Origin of the sequence: Rhodovibrio sodomensis (assembly GCF_016583645.1) — a bacterium.
GTDB lineage: Bacteria > Pseudomonadota > Alphaproteobacteria > Kiloniellales > Rhodovibrionaceae > Rhodovibrio > Rhodovibrio sodomensis.
The window spans coordinates 1-13,645 of record NZ_NRRL01000116.1 but is presented as its reverse complement, the minus strand read 5'-3'; the positions used below and the strand labels follow the sequence as shown (position 1 = coordinate 13,645).

General features: G+C 69.7%; 17 protein-coding genes and 1 other RNA gene. 5 read left to right on the top strand and 13 right to left on the bottom strand.

Features of this window, described 5'->3' with window-relative positions; translation table 11 throughout:
* The coding region (locus tag CKO28_RS28120) for a hypothetical protein (RefSeq protein ID WP_207168908.1) at positions 1–215 on the top strand (215 nt) is incomplete at its 5' end.
* A gap of 220 nt (positions 216–435) precedes the next feature.
* On the opposite strand, the gene CKO28_RS22980 is transcribed toward CKO28_RS28120, so the two are convergent.
* The gene (locus CKO28_RS22980; protein WP_200343231.1) at positions 436–1,473 is read right to left on the bottom strand and encodes a TAXI family TRAP transporter solute-binding subunit; all 1,038 of its coding nucleotides are present in this window, start codon (positions 1,471–1,473) and stop codon (positions 436–438) included.
* 254 nt (positions 1,474–1,727) lie between these two features.
* Between CKO28_RS22980 and CKO28_RS22975 the strand changes: the two genes are divergently transcribed.
* Both CKO28_RS22975 and CKO28_RS22970 read left to right on the top strand, forming a co-directional pair.
* A complete protein-coding gene (locus tag CKO28_RS22975) occupies positions 1,728–2,300 on the top strand; it encodes a helix-turn-helix domain-containing protein (protein WP_200343230.1) in 573 nt (190 codons plus the stop codon).
* Between the two features lie 17 nt (positions 2,301–2,317).
* On the top strand, positions 2,318–2,848 hold the full coding sequence (locus CKO28_RS22970; protein WP_200343229.1) for a GNAT family N-acetyltransferase: 531 nt from the start codon (positions 2,318–2,320) through the stop codon (positions 2,846–2,848).
* 83 nt (positions 2,849–2,931) lie between these two features.
* Here the strand turns inward: CKO28_RS22970 and CKO28_RS29220 are convergent, their stop codons facing one another.
* The 4 genes from CKO28_RS29220 to CKO28_RS22950 all read right to left on the bottom strand — a co-directional run bounded on the left by CKO28_RS29220 (position 2,932) and on the right by CKO28_RS22950 (position 5,872).
* Positions 2,932–3,252, bottom strand: a complete 321-nt coding sequence (locus CKO28_RS29220) for a ribbon-helix-helix domain-containing protein (protein ID WP_200343228.1) — start codon at positions 3,250–3,252, stop codon at positions 2,932–2,934.
* A 1-nt stretch (position 3,253) separates the two neighbouring features.
* Positions 3,254–4,660 carry a class II fumarate hydratase gene (gene fumC / locus CKO28_RS22960; protein WP_200343227.1) on the bottom strand — a complete coding sequence of 469 codons (1,407 nt, stop codon included), beginning with the start codon at positions 4,658–4,660 and terminating at the stop codon, positions 3,254–3,256.
* 271 nt (positions 4,661–4,931) lie between these two features.
* On the bottom strand, positions 4,932–5,147 hold the full coding sequence (locus CKO28_RS22955) for a hypothetical protein (protein WP_200343226.1): 216 nt from the start codon (positions 5,145–5,147) through the stop codon (positions 4,932–4,934).
* Positions 5,148–5,215: 68 nt separating this feature from the next.
* Positions 5,216–5,872, bottom strand: coding sequence for an alpha/beta family hydrolase (locus CKO28_RS22950; protein ID WP_242480758.1), 657 nt, complete (start codon positions 5,870–5,872; stop codon positions 5,216–5,218).
* A 98-nt stretch (positions 5,873–5,970) separates the two neighbouring features.
* On the opposite strand from CKO28_RS22950, the gene CKO28_RS22945 reads away from it, so the two are divergent.
* Positions 5,971–6,183, top strand: a complete 213-nt coding sequence (locus CKO28_RS22945) for a hypothetical protein (RefSeq protein WP_200343225.1) — start codon at positions 5,971–5,973, stop codon at positions 6,181–6,183.
* A gap of 7 nt (positions 6,184–6,190) precedes the next feature.
* Here the strand turns inward: CKO28_RS22945 and CKO28_RS22940 are convergent, their stop codons facing one another.
* From CKO28_RS22940 to ssrA, 5 genes are all read right to left on the bottom strand, one after another.
* Positions 6,191–6,904, bottom strand: a complete 714-nt coding sequence (locus CKO28_RS22940; RefSeq protein ID WP_200343224.1) for an endonuclease/exonuclease/phosphatase family protein — start codon at positions 6,902–6,904, stop codon at positions 6,191–6,193.
* Positions 6,901–9,336 carry a VTT domain-containing protein gene (locus tag CKO28_RS22935; RefSeq protein WP_200343223.1) on the bottom strand — a complete coding sequence of 812 codons (2,436 nt, stop codon included), beginning with the start codon at positions 9,334–9,336 and terminating at the stop codon, positions 6,901–6,903. Before CKO28_RS22935 ends, CKO28_RS22940 begins: the two co-directional genes overlap by 4 nt.
* Entirely contained in the window at positions 9,333–9,857 is a 525-nt protein-coding gene (locus CKO28_RS22930; RefSeq protein ID WP_242480757.1) for a mismatch-specific DNA-glycosylase, read from the bottom strand. Before CKO28_RS22930 ends, CKO28_RS22935 begins: the two co-directional genes overlap by 4 nt.
* A gap of 65 nt (positions 9,858–9,922) precedes the next feature.
* The gene (locus CKO28_RS22925) at positions 9,923–10,447 is read right to left on the bottom strand and encodes an SspB family protein (protein ID WP_200343222.1); all 525 of its coding nucleotides are present in this window, start codon (positions 10,445–10,447) and stop codon (positions 9,923–9,925) included.
* A gap of 69 nt (positions 10,448–10,516) precedes the next feature.
* Positions 10,517–10,967: a transfer-messenger RNA gene (gene ssrA / locus CKO28_RS22920) on the bottom strand.
* 253 nt (positions 10,968–11,220) lie between these two features.
* On the opposite strand from ssrA, the gene CKO28_RS22915 reads away from it, so the two are divergent.
* Positions 11,221–11,709, top strand: coding sequence for a dihydrofolate reductase (locus CKO28_RS22915; protein WP_200343221.1), 489 nt, complete (start codon positions 11,221–11,223; stop codon positions 11,707–11,709).
* 17 nt (positions 11,710–11,726) lie between these two features.
* Here CKO28_RS22915 and CKO28_RS28985 read toward each other — a convergent pair whose 3' ends face one another.
* From CKO28_RS28985 to apbC, 3 genes are all read right to left on the bottom strand, one after another.
* On the bottom strand, positions 11,727–11,849 hold the full coding sequence (locus tag CKO28_RS28985) for a hypothetical protein (protein ID WP_274611060.1): 123 nt from the start codon (positions 11,847–11,849) through the stop codon (positions 11,727–11,729).
* The gene (locus tag CKO28_RS22910) at positions 11,846–12,091 is read right to left on the bottom strand and encodes a hypothetical protein (RefSeq protein WP_200343220.1); all 246 of its coding nucleotides are present in this window, start codon (positions 12,089–12,091) and stop codon (positions 11,846–11,848) included. Before CKO28_RS22910 ends, CKO28_RS28985 begins: the two co-directional genes overlap by 4 nt.
* Positions 12,092–12,158: 67 nt before the next feature.
* Positions 12,159–13,373 (bottom strand): iron-sulfur cluster carrier protein ApbC, encoded by a 1,215-nt coding sequence (gene apbC, locus CKO28_RS22905; protein ID WP_200343219.1) that lies wholly within the window; start codon positions 13,371–13,373, stop codon positions 12,159–12,161.
* Positions 13,374–13,645: the final 272 nt, after the last annotated feature.

Sequence of the window (13,645 nt, the reverse complement as noted above, 5' to 3'; positions counted from 1 at the left end):
TATTCTTCGCCAAGTCCAGCCCGATCATGGTAACCTTCGCCATGGATGCCTCCTCCTTGAATGGCGTTTTTCAGTGCACCCATTCTGGCACACCGATGCCGCCGGAGGGGGCGTCCATCCCATCGCTTACCGGATTCCCTTACTGGGAGGAGGGGGTAGAGCAAGATGTGAAAGGTGAAGCCTTTCAGCATCTTGCTCTCTCTTCACGCAGTTAGAGCAAAATTCACGATGTAAGGTCGACGCGACCTTCATCGATTTTGCTCTAGGGGAGGAGGGTGCCGCGACGTCGGCCGTGCACTCCTCCTCTCCCTCTCCCTCTCCCTCTCCCTCTCCCTCTCCCTCTCCCTCTCCCTCTCCCTCCGGTGGAGGAGAGGGGACCCTCTGCGATGCTCTACGGAGACGGTCGAACCGCGAGCTGTCTCGCCCGAGGGAGTCCTACGGCTTCAGGCGGTCCGGCACGTCGATCCCCTGTTCCTCGTAATAGCGCAGCGCGCCCGGGTGCAGCGGGGCGGGCAGGCCGGCGATCGCGTTTTCGAGCGCCATCGCGTCGGTCGCCGGGTGGATGTTCTGAAGGAAAGCCAGGTTCTCGTAGATCGTCTTGGTGATCTTGTAGACATCCTCTTCCGGCAGATCCCGGTGGGTCGCCAGGAAGTTCGGCTGGGCGATCGTGCGGACGTCGGACTCGACGCCGGGGTAGGTGCCGCCAGGGATGACGTAGCGGGTCCAAAGGCCCATGCCGCCGTCCGCCTGCTCCGCTTGCGCGTCGGTGAAGGCGAGCAGCGTGGCGCCATCGCCCATCGTGGCGAAGGTCTGCGTGATCGCGCCGACGGGATCGCCGGCCGGGGTTGAAATGCCGGCGACCTGGCCGTTCTGCAGGGCTTCCCCGCTCGGGCCATAGCCGACGTAGACGAGGTCGTAGGCCTCGTCCATGTCGACGCCGAGGTTGGCCAGCAGCGTGCGGTTGGAGCCGATGGTGCCGGAGTTGCGCCGGCCCATCGCCATCGACATGCCCTGCATCTCGAGCACGTCCTGGATCGTGCCGGTCTTCGCGTGCTCGCTCGCGACCACGAAGTGCTCCACGTTCGGCCACAGCATGGTGATCGCGCGCAGATGGGTTTGCTTGCCCGCGCTTTCGACCGGGCCGAGACCGTTCCAGGCGTAGTACCCGAACAGGCCCTGCAGAATGGCGAACTGCGCCTCCTGCTCCCGGATCAGGCGGACGTTCTCGCCCGAACCGGCGGAGTTGATCGCCGACATGTTGATGCCGTCGCTCGGCTGCAGCTTCACCTTGATCAGGGTGGAGAGCGCGACGCCGACGGGATAGTAGGTGCCGCCCGTCGAGGCGGTGGAGAGGATGTAATTCTGGTCCTGCGCGCGTGCGTCCGGCACGGCGAACCCGGCAGCGGCGACGCCCACGACGGCGGCGGCCGCGGCGCCCTGAATCAGGCGGCGGCGGATGGTATCGAATGGCATGGTTGGATCAGTCTCCCCGTTCAGCGGTCGTTGTTGTGTTCTTGGTGTTGTCGGCATCCGGCCGGTCGCATGCGGCCTTCGCCTTGATACGGGGTTTGTCGGGATTTTTCCAGGTTTTCGGATGTTCGAACGACGACCGGTCGGAATCAGGTGCCGGCCTGGGGAATATTTCACAAACGCCAGATGCGGCGCGCACGAGCGCTTGAGACGTTTTTCGGTTGCGGGCCGACCGGATATGAGCGAACGTCCCAGATATGGAATCGCGCGACGCCAGCCCGTCGGATATCGACCGCAGCCTGGCGCGGCGCCTGAAGGCGCTGCGCACCCAGCGCGGCTGGTCGCTCGACCAATTGGCGGGCGACAGCGGGGTCAGCCGGGCCACCCTGTCGCGGCTGGAAAACGCGGAGGTCAGTGCGACCGCGCAGGTGCTGGGCAAGTTGGCGGCGGCCTACGGCCTCAGCATCTCACGCCTGATCGCGCTCGCCGAGGACGGCTTCCGGGCGCACCTGACCCCGGCCGATCAGCCGCTCTGGCGGGATCCGGAAAGCGGCTTCGTCCGGCGCACCGTCTCCCCGCCCGACCGGCCGCTTTCGGGGGAGGTGGTCGCGGGCGAGCTGCCGGCGGGCGCGCGGATCGCCTACGACCGGCCGCCGCGTCCGGGCCTGGAGCATCACCTGTGGCTGCGGGATGGCGCGCTGACGGTGACCCTCGGCACGGCCGCCCACACGCTGAGCCCCGGCGACTGCCTGCGCTACCGCCTGTTCGGCCCCAGCGCGTTCGAAACGCCGGCGGAGACGGGCGCCCGCTATCTGCTGTTCGTCGTCTGACGCGAAAGGGCCCGCGATTGACCGCGCCGCCGTTCCCGCTCGATGCCGACACCGGCAAGGCCCGGCTGGCCGACCTGACGGCACTGCTGCACGCCTGCGTCGAAGCGGGGGCGAGCGTGAACTTCGTCAATCCGTTCACGCGGCAAGAGGCGGAGGCCTACTGGCGCGGCCAGGTACTGGGCGCGGTTGCCTCCGGCCTGCGGGACCTGTTCGCGGTCGAACGCGGCGGGCGGATCGTGGGCAGCGTTCAGCTCGATCGCGACATGCCGCCGAACGGCCGTCACCGGGCGGCGGTCACCAAGCTGCTGGTCCACCCCGACGCCCGCCGGCAGGGCCTCGCCACCGCGCTGATGGACGCCCTGGAGGCTCGCGCGCTTCAGCAGGGCCGGACGCTGCTGACGCTCGACACCCGCACCGGCGACCCGGCCGCCCGGCTCTACCGCGCGCGCGGCTACCGCGCCGTGGGCGAGATCCCGGGGTACTGCCGCGACCCGTTCGACCGTGGGCTCGATCCCACGACGATCCTGTACAGGCAGCTAACTGGGTAGTTCTGGCGGAAAGCTAGTTGTACCCGGGGCGGCGGCGCAGGACGCCCGACGGCTCTCCACCGGCCGCCCTCACCCATTCGCAGCTACCGCCCGGCCGCGATCTCCCCGAGCACCCAGACGCGCACCGCGCTGGAGAGGTTGCCGCTGCGCGCGGCGTCGATCTCCGCGATCAGGGCGTTCAGGGACTGGCCCCGTTGCGCGGCCAGCCGGCCCAGGGCCGCCCAAAACGGCGGCTCCAGGCTGAGCGAGGTGCGGTGCTGGAACAGCGTGACCGAGTGCTTTTCCAGCCGCTGGTCGCCCGGATCGAGCGTGACGTCGGGCCGCCCGCCGGCCGTTTTCTGGGCCGTTTCTTGGGCCGTTTCTGGGCCCGTCTCTCCGGCTGTCTGTTCGGCGGCGTCGCGCATCTCACTCGGCCTTGCGCGGGCCCAGCATCTCTTCCGGGCGGACCAGCTGGTCGAACTGCTGCTCGCTCAACAGGTCCAGCTCGGCGGCCGCCTGCTTGAGCGTCTTGCTCTCGGCGTAGGCCTTCTTGGCGACCTTGGCGGCACTGTCGTAGCCGATGTGCGGGTTGAGCGCGGTCACCAGCATCAGCGAGTCGCGCATCAGCTGGTTGATCCGCGCCTCGTTCGCCTCGATCCCGGCCACGCAGTTGACGTTGAAGCTCTCCGCGGCGTCGCCCAGCAGCTGGCAGGACTGCAGCAGGTTGTAGATCATCACCGGCTTGAAGACGTTGAGCTCGAAGTGCCCGTTCGAGCCGGCCACCGTGACGGCGGTGTGGTTGCCCATCACCTGCGCGCAGACCTGGGTCATCGCCTCGCACTGGGTCGGGTTGACCTTGCCCGGCATGATCGACGAGCCGGGTTCGTTCGCCGGCAAGAGCAGCTCGAAAAAGCCGCAGCGCGGGCCGGAGCCCATCAGGCGGATGTCGTTGGCGATCTTCATCATCGAGGTCGCCACCGTGTTGGCGGCGCCGGAGGCCTCGACCACCGCGTCGTGCGCGGCCAGCGCCTCGAACTTGTTCTCCGCCGTCTGGAAGCGCTCGCCGACGATCGTCGAGACCTCGTCGGCGAACGCCTCGGCGAAGCCCTGCGTGCTGTTGAGGCCGGTGCCCACGGCGGTGCCGCCCTGGGCCAGCTGGCGCAGGCGGGGCAGGCTGCCCTGCAGCCGCTCGACCGCGTAGGCCGCCTGGGTGGCGTAGCCGGAGAACTCCTGCCCCAGGGTCAGCGGCGTCGCGTCCATCAGATGGGTGCGGCCGATCTTGATGATCTGGTCGAACGCCTTCGCCTTGTCCTGCAGGGTGTCCGCCAGGGGCCGCAGCTTCGGGATCGTCTCGGTCGTGATCAGCCGCACGGCGGCGATGTGCATCACGCTCGGAAAGGTGTCGTTGGACGATTGGCCCAGGTTGCAGTGGTCGTTCGGGTGCACCGGCGACTTGCCGCCCTTGGTGCCCGCCAGCATCTCGTTGGCCCGGCCGGCGATCACCTCGTTGGCGTTCATGTTGGACTGCGTGCCGCTGCCGGTCTGCCAGACCACCAGCGGGAAGTGGGCGTCCAGCTCGCCCTCGATCACCTCGAGCGCGGCCTTGCAGATCGCATCGCCGACGCGCTTGTCGATCTGGCCCAGCTTGAGGTTGGCGCGCGCCGCGGCGAGCTTCTGGATGCCCAGCGCGCGCACGATCTGGGTCGGCATCCGCTCCCCGCCGATCCGGAAGTTCTGCAGCGACCGCTGGGTCTGCGCGCCCCAGTAGGCGTCGGCGGGAACCGCGATCTCGCCGATCGAATCGCTTTCGGTGCGGGTGGCCTGCTCGCTCATGACGCTCGCCTTGCTGCTGAAAGGGTGAGGTTGCATTGGGTGCGGTTGTAGCCGGGCGCGCCGCTGGATGCCAGGGGGGAAGGCGGCGGTTCGCGGTCGATCGCCGGAACGCTCTTAATGGAGCGGTGCCCAACCCGGTCCCCTCTTCTTCAGTGGGAGGAGAGGGCTAGGGAGAGGAGGTTGCTCGCGGCGTCGACATCTGGGGCAGCCTCCTCCCCTCGCCCCTCCTCCCACTGGAGGAGGGGGATTGGTGGGGGGATGAGGAGCCCGCTCACGTCGCGCGGATCTGCGCGTCCTCGAACGCGAACTTCCAGTCGACCGGCGCCTCGCCCAGGTCGCGCACCGCTTCGTGGTAGAGGGTGGTGGCCTTGCGGAAGGCTTCCTGCTCGCCGTAGGCATGCACGTCGGTGGTGAAGGCGAGCGTGCCCTTGCCCAACGGCTTGGTCAGGGTGACCCGGAAGGGCCGCTGGGGCGGTTCCTCGGCCATGCGCGTGCGTCCTCCTTATTGCGTGGGCCTGCGGCGCGGGTCGATGAGCTTGCCCGTTGGGGGTGTCGTCAGCCGCCGCCGCGCACGAACGCCGCGAGCGCGTCGGCCGCCGCGGTCCAGTTCGCCTCCGCCGTGTGGCCGGAAGATTTGCGCGGCTTCAGGTCGTGATCGCCGTCGGGCAGCCAGGCGATCCGCACCGACGGCGCCAGCGGATAGTCCGGCACCTCCTGCGCGCTGCCGAACGGATCGCGTTCGCCCTGACAGACCAGCATCGGCGTGGCAAGCGCCTGCAGGTGATCGGTGCGCAGCCTGTCCGGCTTGCCCGGCGGGTGGAACGGGTAGCCGAGCGCGACCACCCCCGCGACCGGGTCGCCGGTCTGCGCGGCCTCGGCGGCCAGCAGGCTCGCCATCCGCCCGCCCATCGATTTGCCGCCGACGAAGATACCGGCCGGCCCGCCCAAAGCGTCGACGACCGCCCGGAATTCCGTCAGCAGGGTGCTTTGCGCCGGCGGCGGGCGTTTCTTGCCGTCGCGTCGGCGCGCCGCCATGTAGCCGAACTCGAAGCGCGCCACCCGCACGCCGCGGGCGGCCAGCCGCTCCGCCATCCCCGCCATGAACGGGCTGTCCATGCCGACGCCCGCGCCGTGGGCGAGCGCCAGGACGGGGACGTGCCCGGGATCGCCGTGCGGGCCGTCGAAGCTGATCTCGGGCGGATCCGCAGTCATGCCGTTTTCCCTCAAATCCCGGGGGGCTAACCCGATCTTAACCGCGTTCGCCCGATGGTCGTTCCGGACCCCGCCGAGAGCACCCGGGAGAAACGGGCATGGACGACATCCGCGAGCGCGACCTGTCGAGCAAACCCAACCACGCGCTGAGCGACGAGGAAAAGCGCGAACTGAGCCGCCGGTTCAAGGAATTCTCCGAAATGGTCAAGGCCCGTGGGCCCCGCGCCTGCGGCCTGCGCGGCGCCGGCAAGGGCGACGGGACCGTCGGCAGGAAGCGCATCCGCAAGTGGATGCCCAGCAAAACGGCGTAGAGCCGGCCTACCACCCCAGGGTGAGTTTGGCCGGCAGGTGGTCCGATGCCCGACGGGCGGTGGGCGTGCGGTGGATACGGAAGGCGGCGCGGCGCGGAGCCGGGTCGCTGTAGATCCGGTCGAGCGGCAGGCACGGCCAGAACGCCGGCCAGGTGCCGCGGTGGAAACCGGCGGCGAACCGGGCCTTGAGCTCGCGGATGCGCGGGCCGGTCGGCAGGTATTCGTTCATGTCGCCGATCAGAAGCGTCGGCAGGTCGCGCGGAAAACCGTCCGTGCCGTTCAGCGCGTCGATCAGGGTGCGGATCTGCTCGCCGCGCTCGCGCGGGTGCAGGCCGAGGTGCGTGACCAGCACCCGGATCGGGCCGGTCGGGCCCTGCAGCACGGCGTCGATCGCCCCGCGCGGCTCGCGGGCCCGGTGCGACAGGTCGAGCCGGCGCGCCTGCCGGACCGCCAGCCGGGTCAGCAGCGCGTTGCCGTAGCAGCCGCGGTCGTCGTGGATCGCCGGGCCGTCGATCGCGGTCATGCCGGTCATCGCCTGGAAATAGCGGAACTGCCGCAGCCCATCCTGCGGCGGGCAGCGGTCGTCGACCTCCTGCAGGCCCAGCACGTCGCAGTTCAGCTCGGCCAGCACCCGCGCGACCCGCGGCGGATCGTAGCGGGCGTCGGTGCCGAGGCAGGCGTGGATGTTGTAGCTGGCGACCTTGAGGGCGCGGTGGCTCATGCCGGCGGCCCCCGGCCGTCTGTGGCGCTGGCCCCGGGGCCGTGCCCCGGGCCGTCGCCGGGGCGGTCGTGCGGGCCCGCGCCTTCGCGCTGCCGGCGCAGGAACTCCCGTCGGCGCCGGCGGCGCGCGGCCCAGCGGTCGGTGCCGTAGGCGACCGCGACGACGAGCCCGAGGGCCAGCAGCAACAGTCCGACGCGCCCCGGCGTGGGGGCGCGCAGCAAGGCCTCGATCCGGTCGCCGAACAGCGTCAGCGCGGCCATGCCGGGTGCCATGCCGACCACGGTGCCGGCCAGGAAGTCGCCCAGGCGGATCCGGATCGCCCCGGCCGCCAGGTTGATCAGCGAGAACGGCGCGACCGGCACCATGCGCAGCAGCGCGACCGTGAAGGTACCGCGCCGGCTGAGCCGCTCGCTGATCCGGTTGATCAGCGGGCCCGAAAGCCGGCGCACCAGGTCGCGGCCCAGCAGCGCGCCGATCGCGAACGTCACGGTGGCGGCGACCACGCTCGCCAGCATCGCCACCGCGAAGCCCTTGAGCGGCCCGAACACCAGCCCGGTCACCGTCACCATCAGGGTTACCGGTACGAAGGCGAGCCCACCCACGACGTAAACCGCGACGGCGTAGAGCGGGGCCAACGGGTCACCCGCCCAGCGCTCCGCCAGCGAGAGCGCGGCGTCCAGGTTGCTCAGCTCCTTGAGCGGCGTCAGCGACCAGGCAAGCGCGATCAGGGTGGCGATCGACAGCGCTCCGGAGAACCGCAGAAGCGCGCGCAGGCGCGGCCGGCGGTTCGGCACCGCGGGCGCGCGCTCGGCGCTGTCGTCGGGCAGCTTCGCGACCTCGCCGGGCGCGATCTCGGCAACTTGCCTGTCAGCCGCCGCGGCGTCGGTCTCCTCCGCGTCCTCAGCGTCGCTGACGCGCTCGCGCGCCGGCAGGAACCGTTCCAGCAGCAGGTCCGGCTGGATCGGGCGCTCCGGGTCCAGCTTGCGGGTGTCCGGGACCAGCCGTTCCATCCAGTCCGGGATGTCGTGCGTCAGCGGGATCAGCGTGCGCGCGTCCGCGTCGTCGGGCGCGCGCAGGGCGTCGATGCCCGCGATCAGGCCGCCTTCGCGCGCGATCGATGCGGCGACCGTCTCTGCGTCCGTGCCCAGATGCTCGGCCAGCAGGTCGTTGCGCAGCCACGCGACGGTGCGTGCGATCCGGTCGGCATCGTCGCCGGCGGCTTCCAGCGCGATGTCGCACTCGCTGTCCAGGCCGAGCGAGCGGTTCGACATGTTGGCCGAGCCGACCCGCAGCAGCCGGTCGTCGACCATCATCAGCTTGGCGTGCAGCTTGACCGCATCCAGCGTGCCGCCCGGCACCAGGGTCTGGTAGACGCGCAGCCGGCCGTAGCGGTCGGCCGCCTCCAGCCGGCGCTGCAGGCGCACGCGGCCGACGCCCATCGTGCTCTCTTCCAACCAGCCGCTGGTCTCGTAGGGTAGGACGATCACGATGTCGGGCCCGTCGGCCAAGGTCAGGCTGCGCTCCAGCGCTTCGCCGATCGCCGCCGACGTAAAATACTGCTGCTCGATGTAGACCGCGTGGCGGGCCGCTTGGATGCTCTCCAGGAACAGCCGCTCGACCTCGCGCACCTCTGGAAAGCCGCGGTAGGCCGGGTAGGTGCGCGCGATCGCCGGATGCACGTCGCGCAGCAGCGGCGCTACGGAAGCCGGCCAGGGGTCGGCCGCCAGCCCGTCGGTCGGGGCACGGTAGTCGTGGCCGCTGGCAACCGCCCAGCGCTGCCGGGCGATCTCGCTCAGGGCGCGGGCGGCCGGGCCGTCGACGATCGCCATCGCGTCATGGAAAGGACCGTAGGCGTCGCCCGCCGGGTTGACCCGCCGCGGGTCGTCCGCCCGGTGGTCCCGGGTGTCCCAGCGGTTCGCCGTCAGATCGAGGCCGCCGGAGAACGCGACCTTGTCGTCGCACACCACGATCTTCTGGTGCTGCGAGGCCGCGGGCGGGTGCGCGCTATCCATCTGCAGATGAATCCGCGGATGGCCCTTCCAGGGCAGGCGGAAGATCGGGATCAGCTCGCGCTCGCGCGCATAGATCATGGCGAAGTCCCAGAGCAGGATCCGGATCTCCAGCCGCGGCTTGGCTTGCGCGAGCGCGATCAGGAAGTCGCCCAGCCGGCTGGGCCAGCCATCCGCGCCATGGGGCCGGCCCTCGGCGTCGTGGCTGGCGGCGGGGCGCACTAGTTCGGTCTTGGTGTGGAACTCCCAGGCGAGGATGACGATCTCGCGCTCGGCGGCGATCATCGCCTCGCGCGCGGCCTGGAAATAGGCCGCGGCGTCGATCAGCACGCCGAACCGGGGCGCGTGCGGCTGCTGCCAGCAGGTCTCACCGGGCCGGCACAGCCGGCGCTCGGCCTGCGGTCTGGCGGGCGCGGCGCTCATCGCCGGCTTCCCGGCGCGCCCGGCGGTTGGCGGCCGACCTGGGCGGCCAGCGCGTGCCAGGGTTGGATGTCCCAGCTGCCGCGCGCCGCCCCGGAGGGCGAGGGCAGGACGAACAGCTCGGTTGCCGGGAACGGGCTTGCGGCCTGCCGGCCGACGTCGACATGGCGGGCGTTCAGGAATGCCTTGGCCGACCGCTTGCCGACGAAGGCGAGGACGCGCGGCCGGTAGCGGCGGATCTTGGCATCCAGGGCCGCCGGGTCGTCCGCGTCTTGCGGCAGGTCGGCATCCGCTCCGCTGGCGCGCTGGCACAGGTCGGTCAGGCCGAGCCCGTAATGCGGCAGCTCCCGACAACGCTCCGGCGGCAGTTCCACCGGGGTCAGGCCGACCGCGGCCAAGCTGGGCCAGAATCGGTTGCCGGGGCCGGCGTAGTACGCGCCGACGCGCGCTGAGACGGCTCCGGCCGCGCTGCCACAGAACACCACATCAAGCTCCGGTGCCAGGATGTCGGGCAGAATGCTCAACGGTCGTGCGAAGGCGTCGGGCCGAGCCGGCGGCAATCGTCCGGCGGGTGCGGACCGCGCCGGGCCTATTGCTTCTTGCGGAAGCGATCGAGGGTGACGACGTTGTCGTCGCCGCCGGTTTCGTCGCCGCCGGTCTTGTCCGGATCGCCGGGGGTTTCGCCGGCTTCCCCCTGGTAGTTGGAGGCCTGCTCGGGCGACGCGCTCTCGCTGTCGTCGTCCTCGCCGGCGTCGAACTGCAGACCGAAACGCACCGAGGGGTCCGCGAACGCGGCGATCGCCTCGAACGGGATGCTGAGCTGTTCGGAGACGTTGTTGAACGTCAGCGTCACCTGGAAGTCCTCGTCGCCGACCTGCAGGTCCCAGAACTGGTGCTGCAGGACGATCGTCATTTCCCGCGGATAGCGTTCCTTGAGCGTGTCCGGCATCACGACGCTTGGATGATCGGTGCGGAAGGTCACGTAAAAGTGATGCTCACCCGGCAGTCCATACTCGGCGACCTGGGCGAGCGCCTGACGCACCACACCCCGCAGGGCGTTCTCGACCATCACGTCGTAATGCAGGTCGTCCTCGGAGCCGCCGGTTTCGGCCATAATGTGTCCTTCCTACGCCTCGTTGCGTCGCGGCGGAGGCTATTAAAGCGGATGCGTGGGAGCAATGAAAGTGGGGCTTTCTGTTGCTAGGTAGCCCCGGACCCCACCTAGCCGGACTCGACCCCGGCTAGGGATTTAAGCCGTGGTTGCCTTGGCGCTTACGCCGCCGCGGCAACCGGAGCGCGATTGTCGTTCGCACTTCTTGGATGGCCCGATAACGGCGGATGCCATGCCGGGGCAAAGGCACGCCTCTCGCCGCGCGTCGATCCTGGTTCGCCCCCTAAGGTCGCCGCCCGTGAGCCGCCGCCCGTGCGCGGGCCGGCGCCTGGGCGCGGCGCCGCCGGGCCGGGCGCTCGACGCCGCGCGTCACGCGGCGGAGCGCGCGATCCCGGCATGTTGGTGGAGGCGCCGGGTACTGCCCCCGGGTCCGCTACGGCTACCCAGCGTGCCGTTTATGCCCATAGTCCGGAGCGACCGGACATTCTTTCATTTAGGACAACGGGTTAGAGGTTTAAAGGCCGCGCCGCCTTGACGCTGGTAGGGCCCGGCGGGCTCCGCCAGGGCGCGATCGCTTAAGGTCGCTTCACCGTCTGCGCGAAGCGCGTTCTATCTGGTTGAAGCGAGCGCAACATTCACGGCTTGAAGAGAGAGTAAGATTCAGCTGAAAGGTGGCTTCACCTTTGAGCATCTTGCTCTAGGCTCCCGACCGAAGCTCAGCAGATCGTCGCAGTGGGTCCCGCATGCCGTCCGCCGAGTCGCCGCAACGTCCCCGCATGACGCTCGTCGTCGCCGCCGACCGGGCCGGCGGGATCGGGCAGGATGGCGGGCTGCCCTGGCGCCTGCCGGACGACCTGAAGTGGTTCAAGCGGGTCACCATCGGCTACCCGCTGGTGATGGGCCGGAAGACCCACGAGTCGATCGGCCGCAGCCTGCCGGGCCGGCTCAACCTCGTGATCACGCGCCAGGACGGCTACCGGCCGTTCGACGGCGCGGAGGTCGTCGGCTCGTTGCAGGCGGCGCTGGACCGCGCGGCGCGGGAGGACGCCGGCGAGGTCATGGTCATCGGCGGCGCGGAGATTTTCCGCGCCACCCTGCCGCACGCCGACCGCGTCCTGCTGACCCGGGTGCACGACAGCTTCGCCGCGGACACCTTCCTGGACGAGCTCGACCCGGCCCAGTGGCGGGAAACCTGGCGCGAGGGCCATCCCGCCGACGCACGCAACCCGCACGCCTACAGCTTCATCGAGGTAGTGCGGAGGTAAGGCAGTCCCGAACGTGTCTAGCGGCCTCGATTGCCGTGACCGGACTTTTGCCGGTCGCGCAGCAGGAAGAAGTGCGCGTAGGCATAGAGCCCGACACCAAACGCCAGGATGGTCAGAAGACCGACCGTGAATTCGTTCATGCTTCCAGTCTAACAGCTTTCGCCAGCAGGCTGTGAGAGATTCCGACAAACAGGCTGGCCACGAACAGGGTCAGCACGAGGTTCGTGCCAAGAAGTGCGCTTTGATCGCCGCTGCCAGCGTATCGAAGACCAGGTAAGACGCCACCCAGAAGTACAGTTCCAGCGGCTAGGTTCTGGTAGATCGTTGCGAGCGAGCGCAGGCGCTCAGCGCGCAGTCGCTGCGTGACTTCGTCTTTGACCATGCACGCCATCGTGCCCCAAACGCGCGGCAACGTCACGGGCTTTTGCCCGTGACGCGCGCAGTGGCGGTCAGCTCATCTTGATGCTGGGCGCCCGCCGGGCCGCCGACGCGTCGGCGCCGGTGATCTTGGTCCAGACCTGCTCGGCGATCGACAGGTAGACCTTGGCGTGCTCGCTGTCGGGGTGGGACACCACGACGGGCTCGCCGCCGTCGGAGGTTTCGCGGATGACGATGTCGAGCGGGATCTCGCCCAACAGGTCGGTGCCCATCTTCTCCGCCTCGCGCCGGCCGCCGCCGGCGGAGAAGATATCCGAGCGCTCGCCGCAGCGCGGGCACAGGTAGTAGCTCATGTTCTCGATCATGCCGAACACCGGCACGTCGACCTTGCGGAACATGTTGAGCCCCTTGGTGGCGTCGAGCAGCGAGATGTCCTGCGGGGTGGTGATGATCACCGCGCCCGCGAGCGGCACCTGCTGGGCCAGGGTTAGCTGGGCGTCGCCGGTGCCGGGCGGCATGTCGACCACCAGCACGTCGAGCTCGCCCCAGTCGACGTCGCGCAGCATCTGCTGAATGGCGCTCTGCACCATCGGGCCGCGCCAGATCATCGGGGTGTCCTCGGCGACCAGGAAGCCCATCGACATCACCTTGATGCCGTAGGCCTGCATCGGCCACAGACGCTTGCCATCCGGCGATTCCGGCCGGCCGGACACGCCCATCATGCGCGGCTGCGACGGGCCGTAGATGTCGGCGTCCAGGATGCCGGTGGCGTGCCCCTGGCGGTGGAAGGCGAGCGCCAGGTTGGCGGCGGTGGTCGACTTGCCGACTCCGCCCTTGCCGGACGCGACGGCCACGATCGCCTTGACGCCGGGCACGGCGATCTGTTGCTGGCCGCCGCCGCCCTGGCTGCGCTGCTGCTGCTGGTGGCCGCTTGCCTGGCCGCCCTGCGACCCTTGCGCACGGGCCTGTTGGCCGTGCCCGCGCGCCTGGCTGCCAGTGCTTTGGCCGCGGCCCGCGGCCTGGCCGCCGGGAGCCTGCGAATGCGCGGTCAACACGGCGGTCACCGACTGGACGCCCTTGAGCGCCGCCACGGCGTTCTCGGCTTGCTTGCGCAGCGGCTCCTTCTCCTCGCCCTTCTGCGGGTCGACCTCGATCGCGAAGCCGACGTTGCCGTCCTTGATGACCAGTCCGGAGACCATCTGCAGGCTGACGATGTCCTGGCCGGCTTCAGGATCCTGAACGCTGCCGAGCGCCTGCCAGACGCTCTCCTCGGTGACGCCGCTCATGCTTGAATTCTCCCTTTCGCGCCCGATATTCCGAAGACCTATTTTGCGAGGTCGGACCGACGCGTTACGTGTATGGTTCGATATGGTCAGTCGCGGAGTCCTGTGAAGCCCGAACGGGTCACAACTTCTGCTGCCCAGACCTCACGCCCGCAATTCGAGATCACGGAGTACAGCAGAACATGCCTTGGCAAAATCAAGGTGGCGGCCCCTGGGGCGGCGGCTCCGGCGGCGGCGGTGGCAACGGCGGCCCGTGGGGCGGCCGGAGCTCCGGC

Coding starts and splice junctions, on each gene's coding strand:
- CKO28_RS22980 (WP_200343231.1), bottom strand. CDS start 1,473: ATGCCATTCGATACCATCCGCCGCCGCCTGATTCAGGGCGCCGCGGCC.
- CKO28_RS22975 (WP_200343230.1), top strand. CDS start 1,728: ATGGAATCGCGCGACGCCAGCCCGTCGGATATCGACCGCAGCCTGGCG.
- CKO28_RS29220 (WP_200343228.1), bottom strand. CDS start 3,252: ATGCGCGACGCCGCCGAACAGACAGCCGGAGAGACGGGCCCAGAAACG.
- fumC (WP_200343227.1), bottom strand. CDS start 4,660: ATGAGCGAGCAGGCCACCCGCACCGAAAGCGATTCGATCGGCGAGATC.
- CKO28_RS22955 (WP_200343226.1), bottom strand. CDS start 5,147: ATGGCCGAGGAACCGCCCCAGCGGCCCTTCCGGGTCACCCTGACCAAG.
- CKO28_RS22950 (WP_242480758.1), bottom strand. CDS start 5,872: ATGACTGCGGATCCGCCCGAGATCAGCTTCGACGGCCCGCACGGCGAT.
- CKO28_RS22945 (WP_200343225.1), top strand. CDS start 5,971: ATGGACGACATCCGCGAGCGCGACCTGTCGAGCAAACCCAACCACGCG.
- CKO28_RS22940 (WP_200343224.1), bottom strand. CDS start 6,904: ATGAGCCACCGCGCCCTCAAGGTCGCCAGCTACAACATCCACGCCTGC.
- CKO28_RS22935 (WP_200343223.1), bottom strand. CDS start 9,336: ATGAGCGCCGCGCCCGCCAGACCGCAGGCCGAGCGCCGGCTGTGCCGG.
- CKO28_RS22925 (WP_200343222.1), bottom strand. CDS start 10,447: ATGGCCGAAACCGGCGGCTCCGAGGACGACCTGCATTACGACGTGATG.
- CKO28_RS22915 (WP_200343221.1), top strand. CDS start 11,221: ATGACGCTCGTCGTCGCCGCCGACCGGGCCGGCGGGATCGGGCAGGAT.
- CKO28_RS28985 (WP_274611060.1), bottom strand. CDS start 11,849: ATGAACGAATTCACGGTCGGTCTTCTGACCATCCTGGCGTTTGGTGTC.
- CKO28_RS22910 (WP_200343220.1), bottom strand. CDS start 12,091: ATGGTCAAAGACGAAGTCACGCAGCGACTGCGCGCTGAGCGCCTGCGC.
- apbC (WP_200343219.1), bottom strand. CDS start 13,373: ATGAGCGGCGTCACCGAGGAGAGCGTCTGGCAGGCGCTCGGCAGCGTT.